Annotated in this window: 18 protein-coding genes; 15 read left to right on the top strand and 3 right to left on the bottom strand. The window is 68.3% G+C overall.

What is annotated here, in order from left to right; all coding sequences use genetic code 11:
* The first annotated feature begins 164 nt into the window (after positions 1–164).
* The 14 genes from ACKI2N_RS33815 (at position 165) to ACKI2N_RS33750 (ending at position 14,492) form a co-directional block, all read left to right on the top strand.
* Complete coding sequence (locus tag ACKI2N_RS33815) at positions 165–1,340, top strand: collagen-like triple helix repeat-containing protein (RefSeq protein WP_420998125.1); 1,176 nt, start codon at positions 165–167, stop codon at positions 1,338–1,340.
* Positions 1,341–1,681: 341 nt separating this feature from the next.
* Positions 1,682–1,873, top strand: a complete 192-nt coding sequence (locus tag ACKI2N_RS33810; RefSeq protein ID WP_420998126.1) for a Flp family type IVb pilin — start codon at positions 1,682–1,684, stop codon at positions 1,871–1,873.
* A 4-nt stretch (positions 1,874–1,877) separates the two neighbouring features.
* On the top strand, positions 1,878–2,384 hold the full coding sequence (locus tag ACKI2N_RS33805; RefSeq protein WP_420998127.1) for an A24 family peptidase: 507 nt from the start codon (positions 1,878–1,880) through the stop codon (positions 2,382–2,384).
* 86 nt (positions 2,385–2,470) lie between these two features.
* Positions 2,471–2,935, top strand: coding sequence for a TadE/TadG family type IV pilus assembly protein (locus ACKI2N_RS33800; RefSeq protein ID WP_420998128.1), 465 nt, complete (start codon positions 2,471–2,473; stop codon positions 2,933–2,935).
* 100 nt (positions 2,936–3,035) lie between these two features.
* A complete protein-coding gene (gene cpaB, locus ACKI2N_RS33795) occupies positions 3,036–4,001 on the top strand; it encodes a Flp pilus assembly protein CpaB (RefSeq protein ID WP_420998129.1) in 966 nt (321 codons plus the stop codon).
* Positions 4,002–4,064: 63 nt separating this feature from the next.
* Positions 4,065–5,417, top strand: coding sequence for a type II and III secretion system protein family protein (locus ACKI2N_RS33790; protein ID WP_420998130.1), 1,353 nt, complete (start codon positions 4,065–4,067; stop codon positions 5,415–5,417).
* A gap of 41 nt (positions 5,418–5,458) precedes the next feature.
* Positions 5,459–6,676, top strand: a complete 1,218-nt coding sequence (locus ACKI2N_RS33785; RefSeq protein ID WP_420998156.1) for a pilus assembly protein — start codon at positions 5,459–5,461, stop codon at positions 6,674–6,676.
* A 1-nt stretch (position 6,677) separates the two neighbouring features.
* Positions 6,678–7,997 carry a CpaF family protein gene (locus ACKI2N_RS33780; RefSeq protein ID WP_420998131.1) on the top strand — a complete coding sequence of 440 codons (1,320 nt, stop codon included), beginning with the start codon at positions 6,678–6,680 and terminating at the stop codon, positions 7,995–7,997.
* Positions 7,990–8,916 (top strand): type II secretion system F family protein, encoded by a 927-nt coding sequence (locus ACKI2N_RS33775; protein ID WP_420998132.1) that lies wholly within the window; start codon positions 7,990–7,992, stop codon positions 8,914–8,916. Before ACKI2N_RS33780 ends, ACKI2N_RS33775 begins: the two co-directional genes overlap by 8 nt.
* Positions 8,917–8,930: 14 nt before the next feature.
* Positions 8,931–9,953, top strand: coding sequence for a type II secretion system F family protein (locus ACKI2N_RS33770; protein WP_420998133.1), 1,023 nt, complete (start codon positions 8,931–8,933; stop codon positions 9,951–9,953).
* Positions 9,950–10,807 (top strand): pilus assembly protein TadD, encoded by an 858-nt coding sequence (locus tag ACKI2N_RS33765; RefSeq protein ID WP_426990916.1) that lies wholly within the window; start codon positions 9,950–9,952, stop codon positions 10,805–10,807. Before ACKI2N_RS33770 ends, ACKI2N_RS33765 begins: the two co-directional genes overlap by 4 nt.
* A complete protein-coding gene (locus tag ACKI2N_RS33760) occupies positions 10,804–11,250 on the top strand; it encodes a DUF3613 domain-containing protein (RefSeq protein ID WP_420998135.1) in 447 nt (148 codons plus the stop codon). Before ACKI2N_RS33765 ends, ACKI2N_RS33760 begins: the two co-directional genes overlap by 4 nt.
* Positions 11,247–13,067, top strand: a complete 1,821-nt coding sequence (locus ACKI2N_RS33755; RefSeq protein ID WP_420998136.1) for a TadG family pilus assembly protein — start codon at positions 11,247–11,249, stop codon at positions 13,065–13,067. The genes ACKI2N_RS33760 and ACKI2N_RS33755 overlap by 4 nt, the downstream gene beginning before the upstream one ends.
* 54 nt (positions 13,068–13,121) lie before the next feature.
* Positions 13,122–14,492, top strand: a complete 1,371-nt coding sequence (locus ACKI2N_RS33750) for a sigma 54-interacting transcriptional regulator (protein ID WP_420998137.1) — start codon at positions 13,122–13,124, stop codon at positions 14,490–14,492.
* A 33-nt stretch (positions 14,493–14,525) separates the two neighbouring features.
* Here ACKI2N_RS33750 and ACKI2N_RS33745 read toward each other — a convergent pair whose 3' ends face one another.
* Positions 14,526–14,852, bottom strand: a complete 327-nt coding sequence (locus ACKI2N_RS33745; protein ID WP_420998138.1) for a hypothetical protein — start codon at positions 14,850–14,852, stop codon at positions 14,526–14,528.
* 110 nt (positions 14,853–14,962) lie between these two features.
* Positions 14,963–15,847: a helix-turn-helix domain-containing protein gene (locus tag ACKI2N_RS33740; protein ID WP_420998139.1), complete on the bottom strand. Its 885-nt coding sequence runs from the start codon at positions 15,845–15,847 to the stop codon at positions 14,963–14,965.
* Positions 15,848–16,226: 379 nt separating this feature from the next.
* Between ACKI2N_RS33740 and ACKI2N_RS33735 the strand changes: the two genes are divergently transcribed.
* Positions 16,227–17,204: a Bug family tripartite tricarboxylate transporter substrate binding protein gene (locus tag ACKI2N_RS33735; protein WP_420998140.1), complete on the top strand. Its 978-nt coding sequence runs from the start codon at positions 16,227–16,229 to the stop codon at positions 17,202–17,204.
* Positions 17,205–17,434: 230 nt separating this feature from the next.
* Here the strand turns inward: ACKI2N_RS33735 and ACKI2N_RS33730 are convergent, their stop codons facing one another.
* Positions 17,435–17,779 carry a YgiW/YdeI family stress tolerance OB fold protein gene (locus tag ACKI2N_RS33730; RefSeq protein WP_420998141.1) on the bottom strand — a complete coding sequence of 115 codons (345 nt, stop codon included), beginning with the start codon at positions 17,777–17,779 and terminating at the stop codon, positions 17,435–17,437.
* Between the last annotated feature and the right edge of the window lie 13 nt (positions 17,780–17,792).

Here is a 17,792-nt window from a genome sequence, read left to right as displayed (position 1 = left end):
GCCGCGCGGGTGGCACGCAGCTTGCGGTAATGGCATCCGACAAGCACCGCGCATCGCGCAGCAACGACGCCGGGCGCCGTGAGCATCGTCCCCGAGCCAATCAGAAAGCCGTTCGCAGAACAACCGCCAGAACAACCTTCCACGAGGAAGACCAGGAGATTCCCATGAAAGCGCAATACGCCCCGATGTCGGCCGTGACTCTTGCCTGTGCTGCCGCACTCATGCTGCTGGCCGGCTGTTCCTCCGGCGGGTCCGGCAGCGGCGCCAGCCCCGCCGCACCGACCACGCCCACGGTGCCCACCACCCCGACCACGCCCGCCAGCACGGACACCACGCCCACGGCGAAGGTCACCGAAGGCGTGGGCAACACGGTCATCGCCGCGGGCAACGCGGTGAGCGATATCGGCAAGCAGATCCAGAACGCGCCGCTGCCGTTGGTGCCGGAGGCCACGCGCAACAGTCTCGGCGGCGTGGTGGTGAATGCCGGCGACACGGTCGGCGCGCTTGGCGTGGGCGTGCGCGACGGGCTGGGCAAGATGGGCGCGGTTGCGGACCCGCTCGGCGTGACGGTGGCGAGCACCGGCAACGTCGTGCAGAAGGCGGGCGTCACGGTATCGAGCGCGGGCGACCTGGTGAGCAGCCTGGGCACCGGCCCGCTTGCGCCGCTGGGTGCGGTGACCACGCCGGTGGGCGGGCTGGTCAACCAGGTCGGCGGCGTGGTGACGATGGCCGGCGGCACGCTCGGCCAGGCCCTGTCGACCGGTCCCGTCGCGCAGGTGACGGGCAGCGTGAGCAAGGCCATCGTGCCGCTGACCACGCAGCTCACCGACGCCACGCAGATGGCCGGCGGCGCTACCGGCGTCGGCGGCCCGCTCAGCAACCTGCTGGCCACGCTCGGCAACTCGGTGGCCAGCGGTGGCAGCCTGATCACCAATACCCACGCACCGATCGTGTCCAGCCTCGGCGGTGTCGTGACCGAAGCCGGCAAGACCGTTGCCGCGGCCGGCGGCGTCGTCAACGGCCCCGGCTCCGGCGGCGCTGCCAACCCGCTCGGCGGCTTGCTCAACCTGCCGGGCCTCGGCGGGGCTGCCGGTGGCGGCAGCGGCAATCCGCTCGGCGGCCTGCTCGGCAACCTCCCGATCGTCGGCCAGGTGGCCGGCGGCTCCGGCGGCGGCAACGGCGCCGCGGGTGCCCTCGCGCCGGTGACCGGCCTGCTTGCGCCTGTCACCGGATTGCTTGGCGGCCTGCGCAATACGGCAACGGGCGCTACCGGAAATACCGGAACCGGCGGCGCTTTGCCCGGTTTGCCGAATTTGCTCGGCGGCCTGACTTCACACTGATAAAAGTTTTATTTAATTCTGTCTTTACGGTGCGCAGTCGTCCTTACCCCGCGGCTGCGCATCCTTTTACACCATGGCGCCGGAACGGCTCACCCGAACGGGTGTGGCATCCGGCGCAATTAGTGGTTCCGCTCTTTAAAAACCGGCTGTTTTCAAACGGGCGTCAGCCATTAAGCTGAGACAACTATAACTCCAAGGGGGGGTATGGTTGATACATGGCTTTGATCTATAAATTCTCTCACCAGTGTTACTGCTCGATACTAGCCAGGCCACGAGAGCCCGGCGGCGTCGGAGGGGTAAGCGGACGCTGGGTAACGATATAAACAATACGGAGTGACATCATGAAAAAGGCTTTGGCGCGCTTCATCAGGGACGAACGGGGTGCTACCGCAATTGAGTACGGGTTGATTGTGGGGTTGATTTCATTGGCACTCGTCGTCTCAGCAGGCCAACTCGGCACCGATATCGGTCAACTCTTTACTCGTTTGAGTAACAAAGTCACTTCTATTCTTGCCACAGGCGGGAACGGGTAGCTAAGTGATCGGCGTAATTGCCGTGCTGTTCTGCGCGGCGACGATCTGGTCCGACTTAGCTTTCCGGAAAGTACCCAATGCTGTGCTGGCTGCCACCCTTGTGGCCGTCGGCTTGGTGTTGCTGTTCGGGCACGTTCCGGATTCCGGCCTACTGTCACACCTGCTCGGCTTCGTACTCGGATTTCTTGTCATGCTGCCCGTCTACGCACTTGGGATGATGGGCGCAGGTGACGTCAAGTTTTTCGCAGTGACAGGCCTCATCACCGGCCCATTAGGGCTGGTGACGGTGTGGGTGGTTGGTAACGTGCTGGCTTTGGTGCATGCCTTGGCGGTACGTGTCCAAGCCACTGCAGGCTGGGCCATATGGCGAGACCATGTCATGAATCTACTGCAACTGCCAGTCGGTGCGAAGACACTTAGCTCGACTCGGCGGACCGCCGGAGCACGCGGGATTCCCTATGCCGCTTATCTTGCGATCGGCCTGCTGATCTGGATGGTGTCGGGAAGGTAGTCGCCGTGCGGATGGCGGTTACTTGGCCGCCGCCATGCGTTCGCGCCACCGGTCGGCGCAAAAAGTAAAAGACAACCGGGTGAAGTATGTTATTGCGGGGAATCTACGCCGAACCGACGCGGTCTTCCGGTGCGGCAGCGCTCGAATTCGCCATCCTGTTGCCTATACTGTTGGCGATAGTGATGGGTATCGTCTATTTCGGCATGGTGCTGGCCTTGCAGCAGATGCTCACGCTGGCGGCCGAGGAAGGCGCGCGAGCGGCCCTGCGTTATCCAAGCGGTGCCGCCGGCAACAATGCAGCGGCGACGCAGTCATTGAGAGTGGGGGCGGCTTCTGCAACAGCACTTGCCATGTTGCCCACATCGATTCGCAACTCTATTTCCACATCCGACATTGCAAAAGTGATCTCCTGCGCCAATCCAGGGGGATCGGTTTGCGTCAGGGTCACCTTGAATCTGCCTTCCAATTCCATTCTTCCGGTAATGCCGGGGGTGCCCATCCCCGCCACGCTTACCGGCAGTGCGACGGTGCAACTATCGCCTGACACATGAATGCGAATATGAACTCAATACATACATGGCGCCCCCTAACGGCATCGCGTGCCGGTTCGCAGTGGAGTAGCGCTTCATTTACGTCAACCAGAGACCCCACATGACCAGCAAACAGATTCGCGTGCTCGCCATCGCGCTGCTCGTCCTCGCGGCGCTGCTGGCGTTGCTGGCATGGCGCGTGGCGCGCACGCCGGCCAAGCCGGCCGAGCCGGTGGCCGCCACCGCCGAGCTGCATCCCGTGGTGGTCACCGTCAAGCCGATCGAAGCAGGCAAGCCCGTTCCCGCGGACGCGCTCAAGGTGGAGCAGTTGCCGATCAACCCGGCCGGCGCCTACACCGACGTGGCGCGCGTGGCCGGGCAGATTCCGCTGGTCGGCATCGGCGCGAACGTGCCCGTGCTCGAAAGCCAGTTGCTCGCCGGCCTCGCTTCGCAGGTAAAGGAGGGCGAGCGCGCGGTGGCCGTCGCCGTCGATGAGGTGATCGGCGTGGGCAACCAGGTGCAGCCCGGCGACTTCGTCGACGTGTTCGCGGTGTTCCGCCGCGATGGCCAGGAAATCGACGGCAGCCAGGCGCGCATGCTGCTGGCGCGCCTGCGCGTGCTGGCCTACGGCGCGGGCACCGTGGTCGAGGCTGCCAAGCCCGCGCCGGATCAGATGATGACGCGCCGCGAGGGCGCCAAGACCGCCGTGCTGGCGGTGCCCGTGGCCGACGTCGGCAAGCTGGCGCTGGGGCAGCAGACCGGGCGCCTGCTGCTGGCGCTGCGCAATCCGGAAGACGGCAGCGTGCCGACCGAGAACCTGTTCTCCGAGCCGCCGTCCATGCTGCAGGCCAGGCTGCCGTCCGGCGGCGCGCCGGCCGTGCTTACGGCTTCCGACCGTGCCGCGGCCGGCGTGGCGCTGGCAAGCCTCACCGGCGTGGCGTCCGGCGCTGTCCGGCACGAGCAGGCCGCGCTCAGGCCGGCCCCGGTGGCAGCGCCTGCCGTGCCGGCGCAGCGGCCCCGCGTGGCGAGCAGCGTGGCGCAGAACAGTGTCGAGGTGATCCGCGGCGGCAAGCGCGAGATCGAATGAAGCAAGGCGTCGCGGCAGGCCGCGGCGCTTTTCGGGCAGTCATACCATCTGGATAGCCGATTGATGAAATCCCTTCTTGCCGGCGCGGCCACCCTTGCCGTCTGCTGCACCGTTTCCGCTGCCTGGGCGCAGCAGGCGGAGAGCCCGCGCGAGCTGAGGCTCGTGGTCGGCAGCCAGCGCCAGCTGCAGATGGCCCAGCCGCTGGAGCGCGTGGCCATCGGCAATCCGGCGGTGGCCGACGCGCTGCTGCTCAAGAACCGTGCCGGCAGCAACGGCGTCCTGGTGGTCGCCAAGAAGCCCGGCGCGACCGACCTGATGGTGTGGGCGCGCGGCGAGCCCGCGCGGACGATCCATGTGCAGGTGGACGCGGCCACGGCGGAGACCGGCGGCGCCGATGTGGCCGTGTCGGGCGCGGGCGCCACCATCAGCGGCGAATCGCGCGACGCGCAGTCGGCCTGGCGCACCCAGCAACTGGCGCGCGCGGCTACCGCCACGGCGGAAGGCAAGGGTGGCGTGGTGGCCGACCGCTCGACCATTCCCGCCAGCGGCACCGTGCAGGTGGACGTGAAGGTGGTGGAGATCAGCAAGACGGTGCTGAAGGAAGTCGGCTTCAATTTCTATCGCAACAACGGCGGCTTCGCCTTCGGCACGTTCTCGCCGTCGTCGCTCAACAAGTTCACCTTCACGCCGGGCTCGAACGGCACCGGGTCGCTGAGCACGGACGTCAGCTTGCCGATCAGCAGCGCCTTCAACCTGGTCGCGGCTTCGTTCTCGCGCGGCATCTTCGCCAACCTGAGCCTGCTGGAAAGCAACGGCATGGCGCGCGTGCTGGCCGAGCCGAGCCTGGTATCGCTGTCGGGGCAGAGCGCGAGCTTTCTCGCCGGCGGCGAGATTCCCATCCCGGTGCCGCAGGCGCTGGGCACCACCACCATCCAGTTCAAGCCGTTCGGCATCGGCCTGACGGTGACGCCCACGGTGATGTCCAAGGACCGCATCGCGTTGAAGGTGGCGCCGGAAGCCAGCGATCTCGATCCGTCGCGCGGCGTCTCGATCAACGGCACGGTGGTGCCGGCCATCGTCACGCGCCGCGCCGACACCACGGTGGAGCTGGGCGACGGCGAAAGTTTCGTGATCGGCGGGCTGGTCAGCCGCAATACGATCAGCAACGTGAACAAGGTGCCCTTCCTCGGCGATCTGCCGATCATCGGCACCTTCTTCCGCAACCTGAATTTCAACCAGGAGGACCGTGAGCTGATGATCGTGGTCACGCCGCGCCTGGTGCGGCCCCTGGCCAAGGGCGCGGCGGCGGTGGCCGCGGTCGCCGAGGACGGCCGCACCAGCGGCAACCCCAATGTGTGGGGCTGGTATGTGCTGGGCGAATACGTCGATCCGACCTTGCCAGGCTTCTCGAAATGAACCTCGGCGCGGCGGACGAGGGCACGGAGCGGCAGACGCAGATGGGCTATTTCCTCTTCAACGCGGCACAGCCCGAGCCACGGCAATGGCTGGCGGGCGCGCTTGCCAGCCTGGGGCGGCTGGCGGTCGAGCCCGGCCCGCCGGACGTGTTCCTGGAACAGATCGCCACGAACAACCCGGGCATGGTGTTCCTGCACTTTTCGCGTGAGCAGGCGCTGGCCTCGAGCCGGCTGGCCGAGCAGGTGACGCGGCTCTATCCGGGGCTGCCGCTGGTGGCGGTGGGCAATGCCGGCGAGCCGGAGATCATGCTGGCGGCGCTGCGTGGCGGCGCCAGGGACTTCATCGACATGACCGCGCCGCCGGGCGGCGCGGTGGAGATCGTGCGCAGGCTGCTGACCGTGCGCGGGCAGGCCGAGCCGGCCCGGCGCGGCAAGGTGGTGGCGGTGCTCGGCGCGCGCGTGGGCGTGGGCGCGACCACGCTGGCGACCAACCTGGCCGCGGCGGCGCGCAAGCGCTGCCACGGCGAGGTGCTGCTGATGGACCTGGGCCTGCCGGCGCGCGACGGCTCGCTCTACATGAACATCAACCCCGCGTTTCATTTCGTCGAGGGCGTGCGCAACCTGCGGCGCTTCGACCAGGTCTTCGTGCAGACCGCGCTGGCGCGGCATGGCAATGGCGTGGCGGTGCTGCCGCTGCCGGCCACGCTGGCGGAGTTGCGCGACATCTCCTTCATGGAGGCGCTGGGGCTGCTGAACCGCCTGCGCGCCTTCTTCGACCTGCAGGTGGTGGACCTGGGCGGGTTCAGCAATATCGAGTTCATGGCGCATCTGGTCAAGGCCGCCGATACGGTGCTGTTGATGGTGGACCAGAGCGTGGGCGCCATCGTCTCGGCGGCCGAGCTGTTGCAGGAGTTGAAGAAGCGCGAAGTGGAACGGGAGGACCTGCACCTGCTGGTGTCGCGTTTCGACGCGCGCCTGGGCGTGGATGCGCAGCAGATCGCGCAACGGCTCGAGGCCACGTCGGTCGGCACCTTGCCGGACCGGCGCGAGCCGCTGGTGCTGGCGCTCAACCGTGGCGTGGTGCTGGCCGACGACAGCCCCGCCGATCCGTATGTCCGTGCCATTGGCCAGCTGGTGGACAAGCTGGGATACCGTGCCGGCACCGCAAGCGAAGCCGGCTTGCTGGGCCGGGTAAAAGAAAAGCTGCCCGAAGCGCTGCGCGCCATGCGCGCGTTGCGCACTGAGCGGGCTGGGAACTGACATGTCGCAAGCCATTGAATTCTCCGACAACGCCGCCGCCCCGTTTCCTGCCTCGCAGGAATTCCAGAACATCAAGGAGGCGGCCCACGAGCACCTGCTCACCCGGATCGAGGAGCTCGGCGCGGAGTTCGGGCGCTGGTCGCGCACCGCGATCAACCGCTTCGTGGACCTGGAGCTGGAAAGCTTCACGCGGCTGCGCCGGATCCCGATCAACGAGGTCGAGCTGCACCAGATCGCCGAGGCGCTGACCAAGGAGCTGGCCGGCTTCGGCCCGATCGAGGACCTGCTCAACGATCCGGCGGTGGAGGACATTCTCGTCAACGGCCACCTCGACGTGTACGTCTCCCGCCACGGCGTGCTGGAGCGCATCCCGGTGCGCTTCGCCGACAACGGCCACCTGCTGCGCATCGTGCGCCGCATCCTGGCGCCGATCGGGCGCCGGCTGGACGAGTCCAATCCGATGGTCGACGCGCGCCTGCCGGACGGCGGCCGCATCAACGTGGTGATCCCGCCGCTGGCGCTTGCCGGCCCGGTGGTGTCGATCCGCAAGTTCCGCAAGGATCCGCTCACGCCGGCGGACCTGCAGGCGCTGGGCACCATGAGCCCGGAGGTCAACGAGCTGCTCGAGGCCGCGGTCAAGGCGCGCTGCAATATCCTGGTCAGCGGCGGCACCAGTTCCGGCAAGACCTCGCTGCTCAACGCGCTGGCCACCTTCGTGCCCGACAGCGAGCGCGTGATCACGATTGAAGACACCGCCGAGCTGGCGCTGAACCACCCGCACGTGGTGCGCCTGGAGAGCCGGCCCGGCGGCTTCGAGGGCACCGGCGTGGTGTCGATCCGCGACCTGCTGCGCAACAGCCTGCGCATGCGGCCGGACCGCATCATCGTGGGCGAAGTGCGCGGCGGCGAGGTGCTGGAAATGCTGCAGGCCATGAGCACCGGCCACGATGGCTCCATGGGCACGATCCACTCCAGCAGCCCGCGCGAATGCCTGTACCGGCTCGAGATGCTGGCCGGCTTCGCCGGCTTCCAGGGCAGCGAGTCCAGCCTGCGCCGGCAGATCGCCAACGCGGTCGACTTCATCGTGCAGATCGGCCGGCTGTCCAACGGCAAGCGCCGCATCCTCTCGGTCACCGAGGTGACGGGCCTGGGCGACAACATCATCTCCACGCAGGAGCTGTTCCGCCACGAGCCCTACGTCGGGCCCGACGGCACCGAGGTGGACCGCTGGCTGTCGCTGGGCATCCTGCCGCATTCGCCCAAGCTGGCGCGCATGCGCCCGGCGGCCGGCTTCGGTCTCGACGACCGCTTCGATGTCTAGCGCTGCCCTGGCCGTCGCCTCGGCCGCGCTCGTCGTGCTGGGCGCTGGCCTGCTGTTGCTGGCCAGCGCCCGCGCACGCGCGCAGGACGAGAGCGCGCGCGCCTTCCTGCGCGCGCAGACCGAGCAGGTCAAGGCGCGCTACGCGGCCGCGCCCGAGCCGCAGGCCGGCAAGAAGCGCAACGACCTGCGCCGGCGCTGGGAAGAACTGCTGCGCCGGGCCGACGTGGTGCCCACGCGGCGAGGCTACACGCTGTGCGGCGCGCTGGTCGCGTGCGTGGCGCTGTCGGCCGCCACCGTCGGCGGCGTGCTGGCGGCGGTGACGGCGCTGTTCGTCACGCTGCTGCTGCTCTATTTCCTGCTGTGGAACCGCGCGCGCCGCGCCGGCCAGAAGCTGCGCCGGCAACTGCCGGCGTTCCTCGACGCGGTGGTGCGCATGATGAGCATCGGCAGCAGCGTGCCGGCCGCCTTCCAGACCGCCATCGGCAACACCGAGCCGCCGCTGCGGCAGTGCCTGGTGCAGGCCATCCACCTGCAGCGCGCCGGCAAGGAGCTGGACCAGGCAGTCCTGCAGGTGGCGCGTGTCTACCGCGTGGACGAACTGATGCTGCTGTCGTCGGTGCTGCGCCTGGCCACGCGCTACGGCGGCCGCGCCGATATCGTGATGGAGCGCACCGCGGCCTTCATGCGCGACCGCGAGCAGGCCCAGCAGGAACTGCATGCGCTGTCCGCGGAGACGCGCCTGTCGGCCTGGGTGCTGGGGCTGCTGCCGCTGGTGGTGGGCGGCATGATGTTCGTGATGAACGCGGCCTACATCATGATGATGTGGCGCGACCCCAGCGGCAAGACGTTGCTCCTGGTGGCGCTGGCGCTCGAGGTGATGGGGGCGGCCATGCTCTATCGCCTGGCCAGGTCGGTATAGGGGACGGCGCGATCATGAACGGTACCACCCTGATCTCGTTGAGCCTGGGCCTTGCCGCGCTGGGCATCGCGGCCCTTGCCGTGCCGCTGGTGGGCCAGTGGCGCCAGCGCCAGCGCGCCACGCGCACCATCGACGCGGCGCTCTCGCGCCAGGCCGCGGCGGCCAGCGCCGCGGCCGCGCCGCCGGTGCAGGGCACGGCTGCGGCGCCGGTGCCGGCGTCCGGTCCCGCGCCGGCGCAGCGCGGCGGCACCGGCATCGGCGCCCGGCTGGGCGGCCAGCTGAGCGAGCGCTTCGACCAGCGCTGGCTGAATTCCCCGCTGGGCAAGGCCGTGGTCACGGCCGAGGAAGAACGCCTGCTGGAGCAATGCGGCTTCTATGGCGACAAGGCCCGCGCCGTATTCGGCGGCTTGCGCGTATCGGTGCCGGCCGTGCTGGCCGCGGCGGTCTTCGCCTGGCGCCTGCCGTCCCTGACCGGCGCCGCGTTCTGGGCCTTCGCCGTCTTCGCGCTGGCCTTCCTCGCGCCTAAATGGATCTTGCAGCGCCGCGCGTCGAACCGGCTGCGCCGGCTGGAGGACGAGTTGCCGGTGCTGGTCGACATGCTGCGTCTGCTGCAGGGCGTGGGCCTGTCGATCGACCAGAGCCTGCAGGTGATCGTGGCGGAGTTCGGCAGCATGCTGAGCGTGCTGGGGCCGGAACTGATGCGCGCCAACCAGCAGTTCGCCACCGGGCGTTCGCGCGAGCAGACCCTGCAGCGCATCGGCCGGCTGTTCGACAGCGAGGACCTCAAGGGCCTGATCACCATGCTGACCCAGGTGGACCGCTTCGGCGGCGCGGTGCAGGAGCCGCTGCGCCAGTTCGGGCTGCGCCTGCAGGAAACGCGCAAGGCGCGCATGAAGGAGCAGGTCGGCAAGCTCACGGTAAAGATGACGGCGGTGATGGTGGTGACCATGCTGCCGGTATTGCTGATCATCACCGCCGGCCCCGGCTTCCTGGGCGTGGCGCGGATGCTGACGCATTTGTCGGGGGGAACGAGATGAAGGGACGAGACCGCAGGACCGGCGCGGTGCGCCGCTGGGCATGCGCGCTGCTGCCGGCGCTGGCCGCCGCGGCGCTGTCGGGCTGCGGCGCCAGCCTGGCCAGCCGCATGAGCGAACAGGCCGATGCCCAGGTGGAGCTGTCCAGGCTGCGCGACAAGCAGGACCGCGCCGGCTATGACGACAAGGCTGTCTACCTGGGCCTGATCGGCAAGATGCAGGAGGAGGGCCTGTACTTTGCCTCGCTCGCGCATATCGACGTGTACGAGAAACGCTTCGGCGCCAACCCCGAGCTGACGCTGATGCGCGCGGACGCGCTGCGCGAGACCAGCCAGGACGCGCAGGCCGTGCAGGCCTACCGCAGCCTTGCCGGTACCGCGGCGCAGGCGCGCGCGTACCACGGCCTGGGGCTGATCGCCGGGCGCAAGAACGACTTTGCCGGCGCGGCCGCCGAATTCCGGCTCGCGGCGCAGGCCGATCCCACCAACCCGCAGGTGGCCAACGATCTCGGCTACGCGCTGATGCGCACCGGCGCGCTGGCCGAGGCGCGCGTGCCCGTCATGCAGGCGCTGCAGCTCGACGGCAAGAACCCGCGCGTGGTCAGCAACGCGGCGGTATGGCTGGCCGCCGACGGCAAGCGCGAGCAGGCGGCATCGCTGATGCAGCAGGCCGGCCTGCCGGATGCCACGCGCAAGGCCGTGCTGCAGGAGGCCGAGCGCGTCAGGCGCGCCAGCGCGCAATACGCCCGCGCGGCGGCCGCGCAGGGTCCGACGCTGGCGGCCGCCGGGCCGGGCGGCGCCGGCGCGGCCGGCCCCAGCCACCTGCGCCTGACCGACATCGGCCAGGCCACGCCATGAACGCACGGCATGCCGCCGCGCCGGCGGCGTTCCCGAGCCACCAGGCGCTGCCCGCCACGCGGGCGCGCATCCAGGAGATGTCCATGACACGGACCACCACATTGCAGAACCTGCGCGCCGCCGCCTGCCGCCGCGGGCTGGCGCTCGCCGCGGCGGCCTTCGCCGCGGGCCCGCTCTGTGCCCAGACCGAAGCGCCGGCGGCGCGCCAGGCGCGCCCCGCGCGGCAGGAGATCGGCGCCGCCACCCGCAATATCCTCGAGATCCAGCGCAGCGGCGCGCAGGGCGGACAACTGCAGCCGCTGCAGGGCGAGCAGGCCGCCCTGTCCTATCCGCGCTACATGGCGACGTTCAGCTATCCGATCCCCGAGTTCTATACCGGCCAGGCATCGTCGCAGCGCGGCGGCGGCATGACGGCCGGCGGGGCCGGAGCGGCCGGACGATGAACCGCATGGGCTCGTCCTGCATCGGCGCGCGCGGGCGCGCGCAGCGCGGGGCCATCGGCGTGCTGGGCGCCTTGCTGCTGGTGACGGTGGCGGTGGGCGCGCTGGTGTCCATCGACGTGGGCCATGTGTTCTACCGCCAGCGGGAATTGCAGAAGGTCGCCGACATGGCCGCGCTGGCCGGCGCCCAGCAGCTCAAGCAGGCCGGGCCGTCCGCCACGGTCTCGGCCAACGTGCTGGCCGCCACGCAGGCGGCCGGCACGCAGAACGGCTACGGGCGCGCGGCTGCGGCCGGCTGCGCGAGCCCGGCCGCCGGCGCCGCGGATGGCATGAACGTGTGCATGGGCGTGTGGGACCCGGCCTATACGTCCGGCACGGATACGGCGCGGCATTTCAAGGCGGGCTATGACTCGAACGCGCAGTCGGTCTCGGCCAACGCGGTGCAGGTGGTGGTCACGCAGACCGTGCCCATCCTGTTCGTGATTCCGGGGGGGACCTCGCGCCAGTTGCGCGCGGAGGCGATCGCCAATGCGAGTCCTCCGGTGGCGTCGTTTTCGGTTGGCACGGGCTTGTTGGATTTCAATTCTGGCAGCAGTTTGCTGAGTTCCTTGTTAGGAACTTCAGTGAAAGTCTCCGCGTTGGACTGGCCCGGGCTGGTCAACGCCAACGTCACGCTCGACCAGTTGCGGCTGAAGCTGGGCGTGGGCTCCATTGACGAACTGCTCAAGACGTCACTGTCGATCCAGCAGTTCTACGCGCTGGTGTTAGGCGCGGCGGGCCAGGACGGCCTGCTGTCCGTCTTGCTCGGGAGCCCGCCCACGCAGCTCGGCATCGGCGGGGCGAAGGTGGATGTGGGGCTCGGCAAGCTGATCAATCTCGGCGTATTGGCGCCAGCGGCATCGTCGGCTGCGGACGTGGCGCTGAACGTTTCCAATCTGTTGATCCTGGGTGCGCAGGTGGCCAACGGAAAGGCAGCTCTTAGTGTGCCCCTCAGCGTGCCGTCGAGCGCGACGGGCATTGCCGGGCTTGACGCTCAACTGTTCCTTGTGCAGCCACCTGTCATGGCAACCGGGCCGGCCCGCCAACTGAGCGGATCGCCCACAGGCTGGCAAACAGCGGCAAATGCACAACAGGTGGGCCTGCGGCTTGATGTGCTGGTGGATACCGGCCTGGACACCAAGAAGGGAAGTGGCATAACGGGGCTCCTTCTGGGAATCATCAATGGGCTCGCGGGCGTCGTAAATGGCATCATCAGCGTGCAATTGCACGTGCCGCTATATCTCGAGGTGGCCGCTGCGACCGCATCCTTGCAGAACATTCAGTGCGCGGCAGCCAACAGTGATTGTCGAGCGACTCTCGGCGTTACGACCGGGGCGGTGACGGCCTGTCTGGCCAACCCTAGCGGGAGCGGATGTGCCAGCAACGCGACGCTGGTCGATGTGACGTTGCTCGGCGCACTCGGGGTCCCGGTCCTTCAGGTAACGGTGACGGCCGCCGCGAGCCCAAGCAGTCTGCCGGTCAATTCCTCTACGATTACTCTTGCTCCGGGGGGCACCGCGAGGGTCGGGACTCAGCAAGTTCTAGGCGGCGTGATTCAGCAGGTTGTCGGAAAGATCGTACCCACTGCCACGGTAAATGTACTTGGCCTCGGCTTGCTGAAAGTGCCACTGGATTTGACGTCACTACTTCAGCCGCTGGTGGCAGCGCTCAATCCGGATGTCGTGCTGAACACGCTGCTAAGCGCCCTCGGCATCCAGCTAGGCTATGCCGACCTCTGGCTCAACGGCATCGACTGCAACAACGCCGAACTGGTGTTCTGAAGTTCCGAAGAAAAAAGCCATGCAACAGGCGAATCGCGATACGGCGGAAGAAAGATGAAAACAGATCGCTGGGCCTACGAGAGCCTTGAAGTCTATGTGTGGGAAGGCAAGTACGACATTGCCGACCGCGTGGCGCGGTTCCTGTCGCCGCTGGGGGTAGACGTGATCCGCGCCGGCGCGCTGGAAGCCTTGCCGGCGGAGCCGCGCACCAAGCCGTGCGTGGCGGTGATCAGCGTGTCGGTGATCGGCGCGGCCAAGTTCACCGCGCTGGACTGGGAGGCCGCGCACGGCATGCCCGTGATCTGGGTGGCGGCGCCGGGGCGCGAGACCGATCCGGGGCGTTTTCCGGCGGAATACGCGCACATCCTGTCGGACGACTTCACCGGCCCCGACCTGCGCAACCAGATCGGCAAGCTGCTGCCGCAGTTGCTGGCCGCGACCGAGACCGGCAACGCGGGCGCCGAGCTGGTGGCGGAGTCGGCGGCCATGCAGCAGTTCCTGGCGCAGGTCGACACGTTTGCCGATTTCAGCAGCAATGTCATGTTGTACGGCGAGACCGGCGCCGGCAAGGAGCGCATCGCGCAGCTTTTCCACGAGCGCAACAACATCTACGGCAAGGGGCCGTTCGTCGCCGTGAATTGCGGCGCGATTCCCGACGGCCTGTTCGAGTCGCAATTCTTCGGCCACGCCAAGGGCGCGTTTACGGGCGCGATGTTCGCCCACCGCGGCTTCTTCGAGCAGGCCAACGGCGGCACGCTGTTCCTCGACGAGATCGGCGACCTGCCTTTGTTCCAGCAGGTCAAGCTGCTGCGCGTGCTGGAAGAGAACGCGCTCACGCGGCTGGGTTCGACCATGCCGGTGAAGCTGGACTTCCGCCTGGTGGCGGCGACCAACAAGGACCTGCGCGAGGCGGTGTCGCAAGGGCGCTTCCGCGCGGATCTCTATTTCCGCCTGGCGGTGATCGAGTTGCGGCTGCCCAGCCTGGAGGAGCGCGGCGCGGTGGACAAGGTGGCGCTGCTGATCTCGTTCCTCAAGCAGATGCTCGGGCCGTCCGGCTTCGATGCCTTGCCGCCGGTGCCGGACTGGCTCAAGGGCGCGGTGGGCACGGCGTTCTTCACGGGCAACGTGCGCGAGCTGCGCAACCTTGCCGAGCGTGTCGGCATCACCGTGCAGCAGACCGGGCATTGGGACGAGGCGCGCATCCGGCCGCTGTTCCGCAGCCTGCGCCCGGGGGCGTTCGACGGCAACGAGCGCACCGCCGACTGGCGCGGCGAGGCCGAGGAGCGCCGCCGCATCGTGGCGGCGCTGGATGCCAACAGCTGGCGCCGCCAGGACACGGCGGCCAGCCTCGGCATCAGCCGCAAGGTGCTGTGGGAGAAGATGCGCAAGTTCCAGATCGCGGACAACGAGGCCGAGCCGGCCTGAGGCGTTTCCCGCGTCTTCTCCCTCCGGGGCGCGTCAGAACGTCTTCTTGCCGCCCTGGTACGCGCTGACCACGCGGTTCATTTCCGCCAGCAGCGCGGCATCCCCCGCGCGCAGCGCGCCGGCGATGCCCTGCATGTAGCCGAGCAGTTCCTGCTTGGCGGCTTCGGCGAAATCCATGGTGACGGCCTGGTCCTCGTACAGCAGCACGTAAGAGCGCGCGAAGCCGTACAGCAGGAAATAGGCCGCGGCGTGCGCGGGGTCGGTATCGATCAGGTCGCGCGTGGCGTTCTTGACCGCCACGAAGGCGTCGGTGCCGGGGAGCGAATCCTGGAATTGCTGGAGCGTGGTTTCAAGCGTCATGGCGCAATGCGGTGAGTGGTGACTGTGGTGACGGGATCGGTTGAACAACAAGACTACGCAAAGAAAATCGGCCAGGGGCGGCAAGTGGCGGCGGCAGCGGGCCGCGCCTCTCACACGCTGTTGAGCATGCGCCGCAGCAGCGCGGCGCCGTCGCTGCCCTTGTAGGCGCGCTGCCACAGATCGCTGACCATCCCCGTATAAAGCCGCACCGCCTCGGGCGCGGCCGTGACGGTGGCGATGCCGGTGGACACGTTGGGAAACTCGCCGAAGCGGAACGGGCTGGTCGCCACGTATGCCTTGCCGGGCCGCTCGAAGACCTGGAAGGTCACATTGGGCATGCTGCCGTCGACGATGCCGATCTGCAGGCCGATCGGCTGCGCTTCCAGCAGGGCGATCACGCGCTCGATCTCGCGCCGCGCCGCCAGCGAGCGCTCCATGCGCACCGCCGGCGGCAGGTCCAGGCGGCCCACCAGCCCGAAATGCACGAAGCGTTCCAGCGAGCGCAGGTCGATCAGGCTGGTGATGGGCGGCACGCTGCGCGCGAACGACTGCTTGCGCTCCTCGAGCAGCGCCAGCAGGGCGTCGATGGTGGGCTGCGGCGCTGGCTGCGGGCTTTCCGCGAGCATCTGCCGCAGGTGGCCGGCATAGTCCGGCGAAGTCAGCAGGTAGGAGATCGGCTCGAAGTGCGCCAGGATGCGCGTGGCGCCATGTTCGAGCTGGCGCATGCGCTCGATGTACGCGACCGCCGAGTGGTAGTACTCGGATTCCACGCCCAGCATCGATGCCAGCGAGGTACCCAGCAACTGGGCCAGCCGGCCCAGCGTCTCGATCTTGACGATGTCGCCCTTTTCCATGCGGTAGATGGCCGCGCGCGAGACGCCGAGCTGCTCGGCGATGGCTTCGGCCCGCATGCCCGCGCCCAGGCGGTAGGCGCGCAGGCGGTCGCCGATCTCCACGAAATCGACGGGAATGCCGGCAGCGAGCGGAGCGTCCATCGTGTGAAATCTCAAAAAGAAGACAAGAATGATCCTAGCATGGGAAATGGCGCGATGGCGAGCATTCGACACGCTGCGCGCCGCTACAGCCGCCGTGCAGAGGGCTGGCCCGCGCTGCCGCCGGGTTGGGGGCACGTGCGCGGAACGCTGGCAAATCGGGATTCGGCGAGCTGGCGGCGCCCAAACATGGTGCGCGTGGCACTACGGCATGCCCTATTTAGTCTCGTAAACGATACTTGGATAGATTTTTGGATGGCATGTATATTGCGACCCGCACGCCGGGCGGCGATCTGCGCAGTTGCGCGCCGATCTCGCCGCATCCAGGCAGATAGATCCAGCAAGCGCCTTCGCAGGCGCCCCGAAGCACAAAAGGAATCCGATGAAGAAGTCCCTCGCCGCGGCGCTGTCCGCCGCCGTCTCGCTGTCCCTCGCCGTTGCCGCCGCGCCCGCCGCCGCGGCCGGGTATCCGGAGCGGCCCATCACCATCGTCGTGCCCTACGCGGCCGGCGGCAGCAACGACCTGGTGGCGCGCGTGCTGGGCCAGCGCCTGGGGCAGGATCTCGGCGTCTCGGTGGTGGTGGACAACGCGCCCGGCGCCAGCGGCACCATCGGCGCGATCAAGACCATCAACGCGCCGGCCGACGGCTATACGCTGCTGCTGGGCTCCAACAGCGAAATCTCGATCGCCAAGCTCACCAACCCGAAGATCCGCTATGACGGCCAGCGCGACCTCGTGCCGCTGCGCATGGTCGGCTCCCAGCCCATGGTGCTGGTGTCCGGCGCGCAGTCCGGCATCCAGGGCATCGACGGCTTCCTGGCGCTGGCCAGGAGCCAGAAGCCGGTGAACTACGGCACCTCGGGCATCGGCACGCCGCTGCACCTGTCGGGCGAGCTGATCCGCAGCGCCAGCAAGGTGAACATGACCCACGTGCCGTACAAGGGCGGCGCGCCGGCCATCGCCGACCTGATGGCCAACCAGATCGAGCTGGGCGTGCTGGTGCTGTCCACCGCGCTGCCGCAGATCAAGTCCGGCAAGCTGCAGGCCATCGGCGTGACGTCCGCCTCGCGCTCCCACGCCGCGCCCAATATCCCGGCGCTGGCCGAGAACAAGGCTATGGCCGGCATCGACATGCGCCTGTGGTTCGGCCTGTTCGCGCCGGCCAACACGCCCAAGGCCGTGACCGACAAGCTCTCCGAAGCCCTGGCCCGCGCCATCGCCGCGCCCGAAGTGAAGAACAAGCTGTCCGAGGCCGGCGTCGACATCGACGCCAAGGACGCCACCACGTTCCGTGCGTTCATCGGCAAGGAAACCGAGGCGTACCGCAAGATCGTCCACGACGCGGATATTCACGAGTAAATGCTTGCGGCAATGCCCGGGCGAAAAGCCTGCGGCATGTGCTGCCTGCCCGGCAGCGTATCGGAAGACGTTGCGCGGGGCCGGGCGCTCGCAAATCCCCCGCAAGCCAAGCCGGCGCTTGCGGGGGATTTTTCTTCACGAGCGAGGATATTTCGCGCCGGCGGGGTGGGGCAAACCGGCAGGTTTCCCGATTTTTCGGGGCGCGGCCCGGCGGACAGACCCGGCCTTGCTCAGAGCACGCGGACCTGCCTGACCTTGAACTTGGGCTCGCCCACCCAGTCCTTGTCATACTCGCCGGTCAGCTCCACCTTGGTGGTGGCACCGACAGGCTGCCCGGCCGGCCACAGTTTGTGCTTGATCTTGACGCGCATCTGCCCGGTGCCGTCGTCGAAGCTGTAGAGTTCGTCGCCCACTTGGCTGACGATCTGTCCGCGCAGCACCGCCGGCTGGTCGTCCTTGCCTTGCGCCTGCAGGCTCTTGACGGTGGCGGCGGGCACGGTGGACGGCCCGGTGTACTGGGCCTGCGCGGCGACGGCGGCGGCGGCGAGCGCGGTGGCGATCAGAATGCGTTTCATCTCGTTCTCCTGG

The organism is Cupriavidus sp. 30B13 (assembly GCF_049059565.2).
Classification (GTDB): domain Bacteria; phylum Pseudomonadota; class Gammaproteobacteria; order Burkholderiales; family Burkholderiaceae; genus Cupriavidus.
Note: the sequence above shows the minus strand (reverse complement) of the source record. Positions and strands in the feature narration are given on the sequence as shown.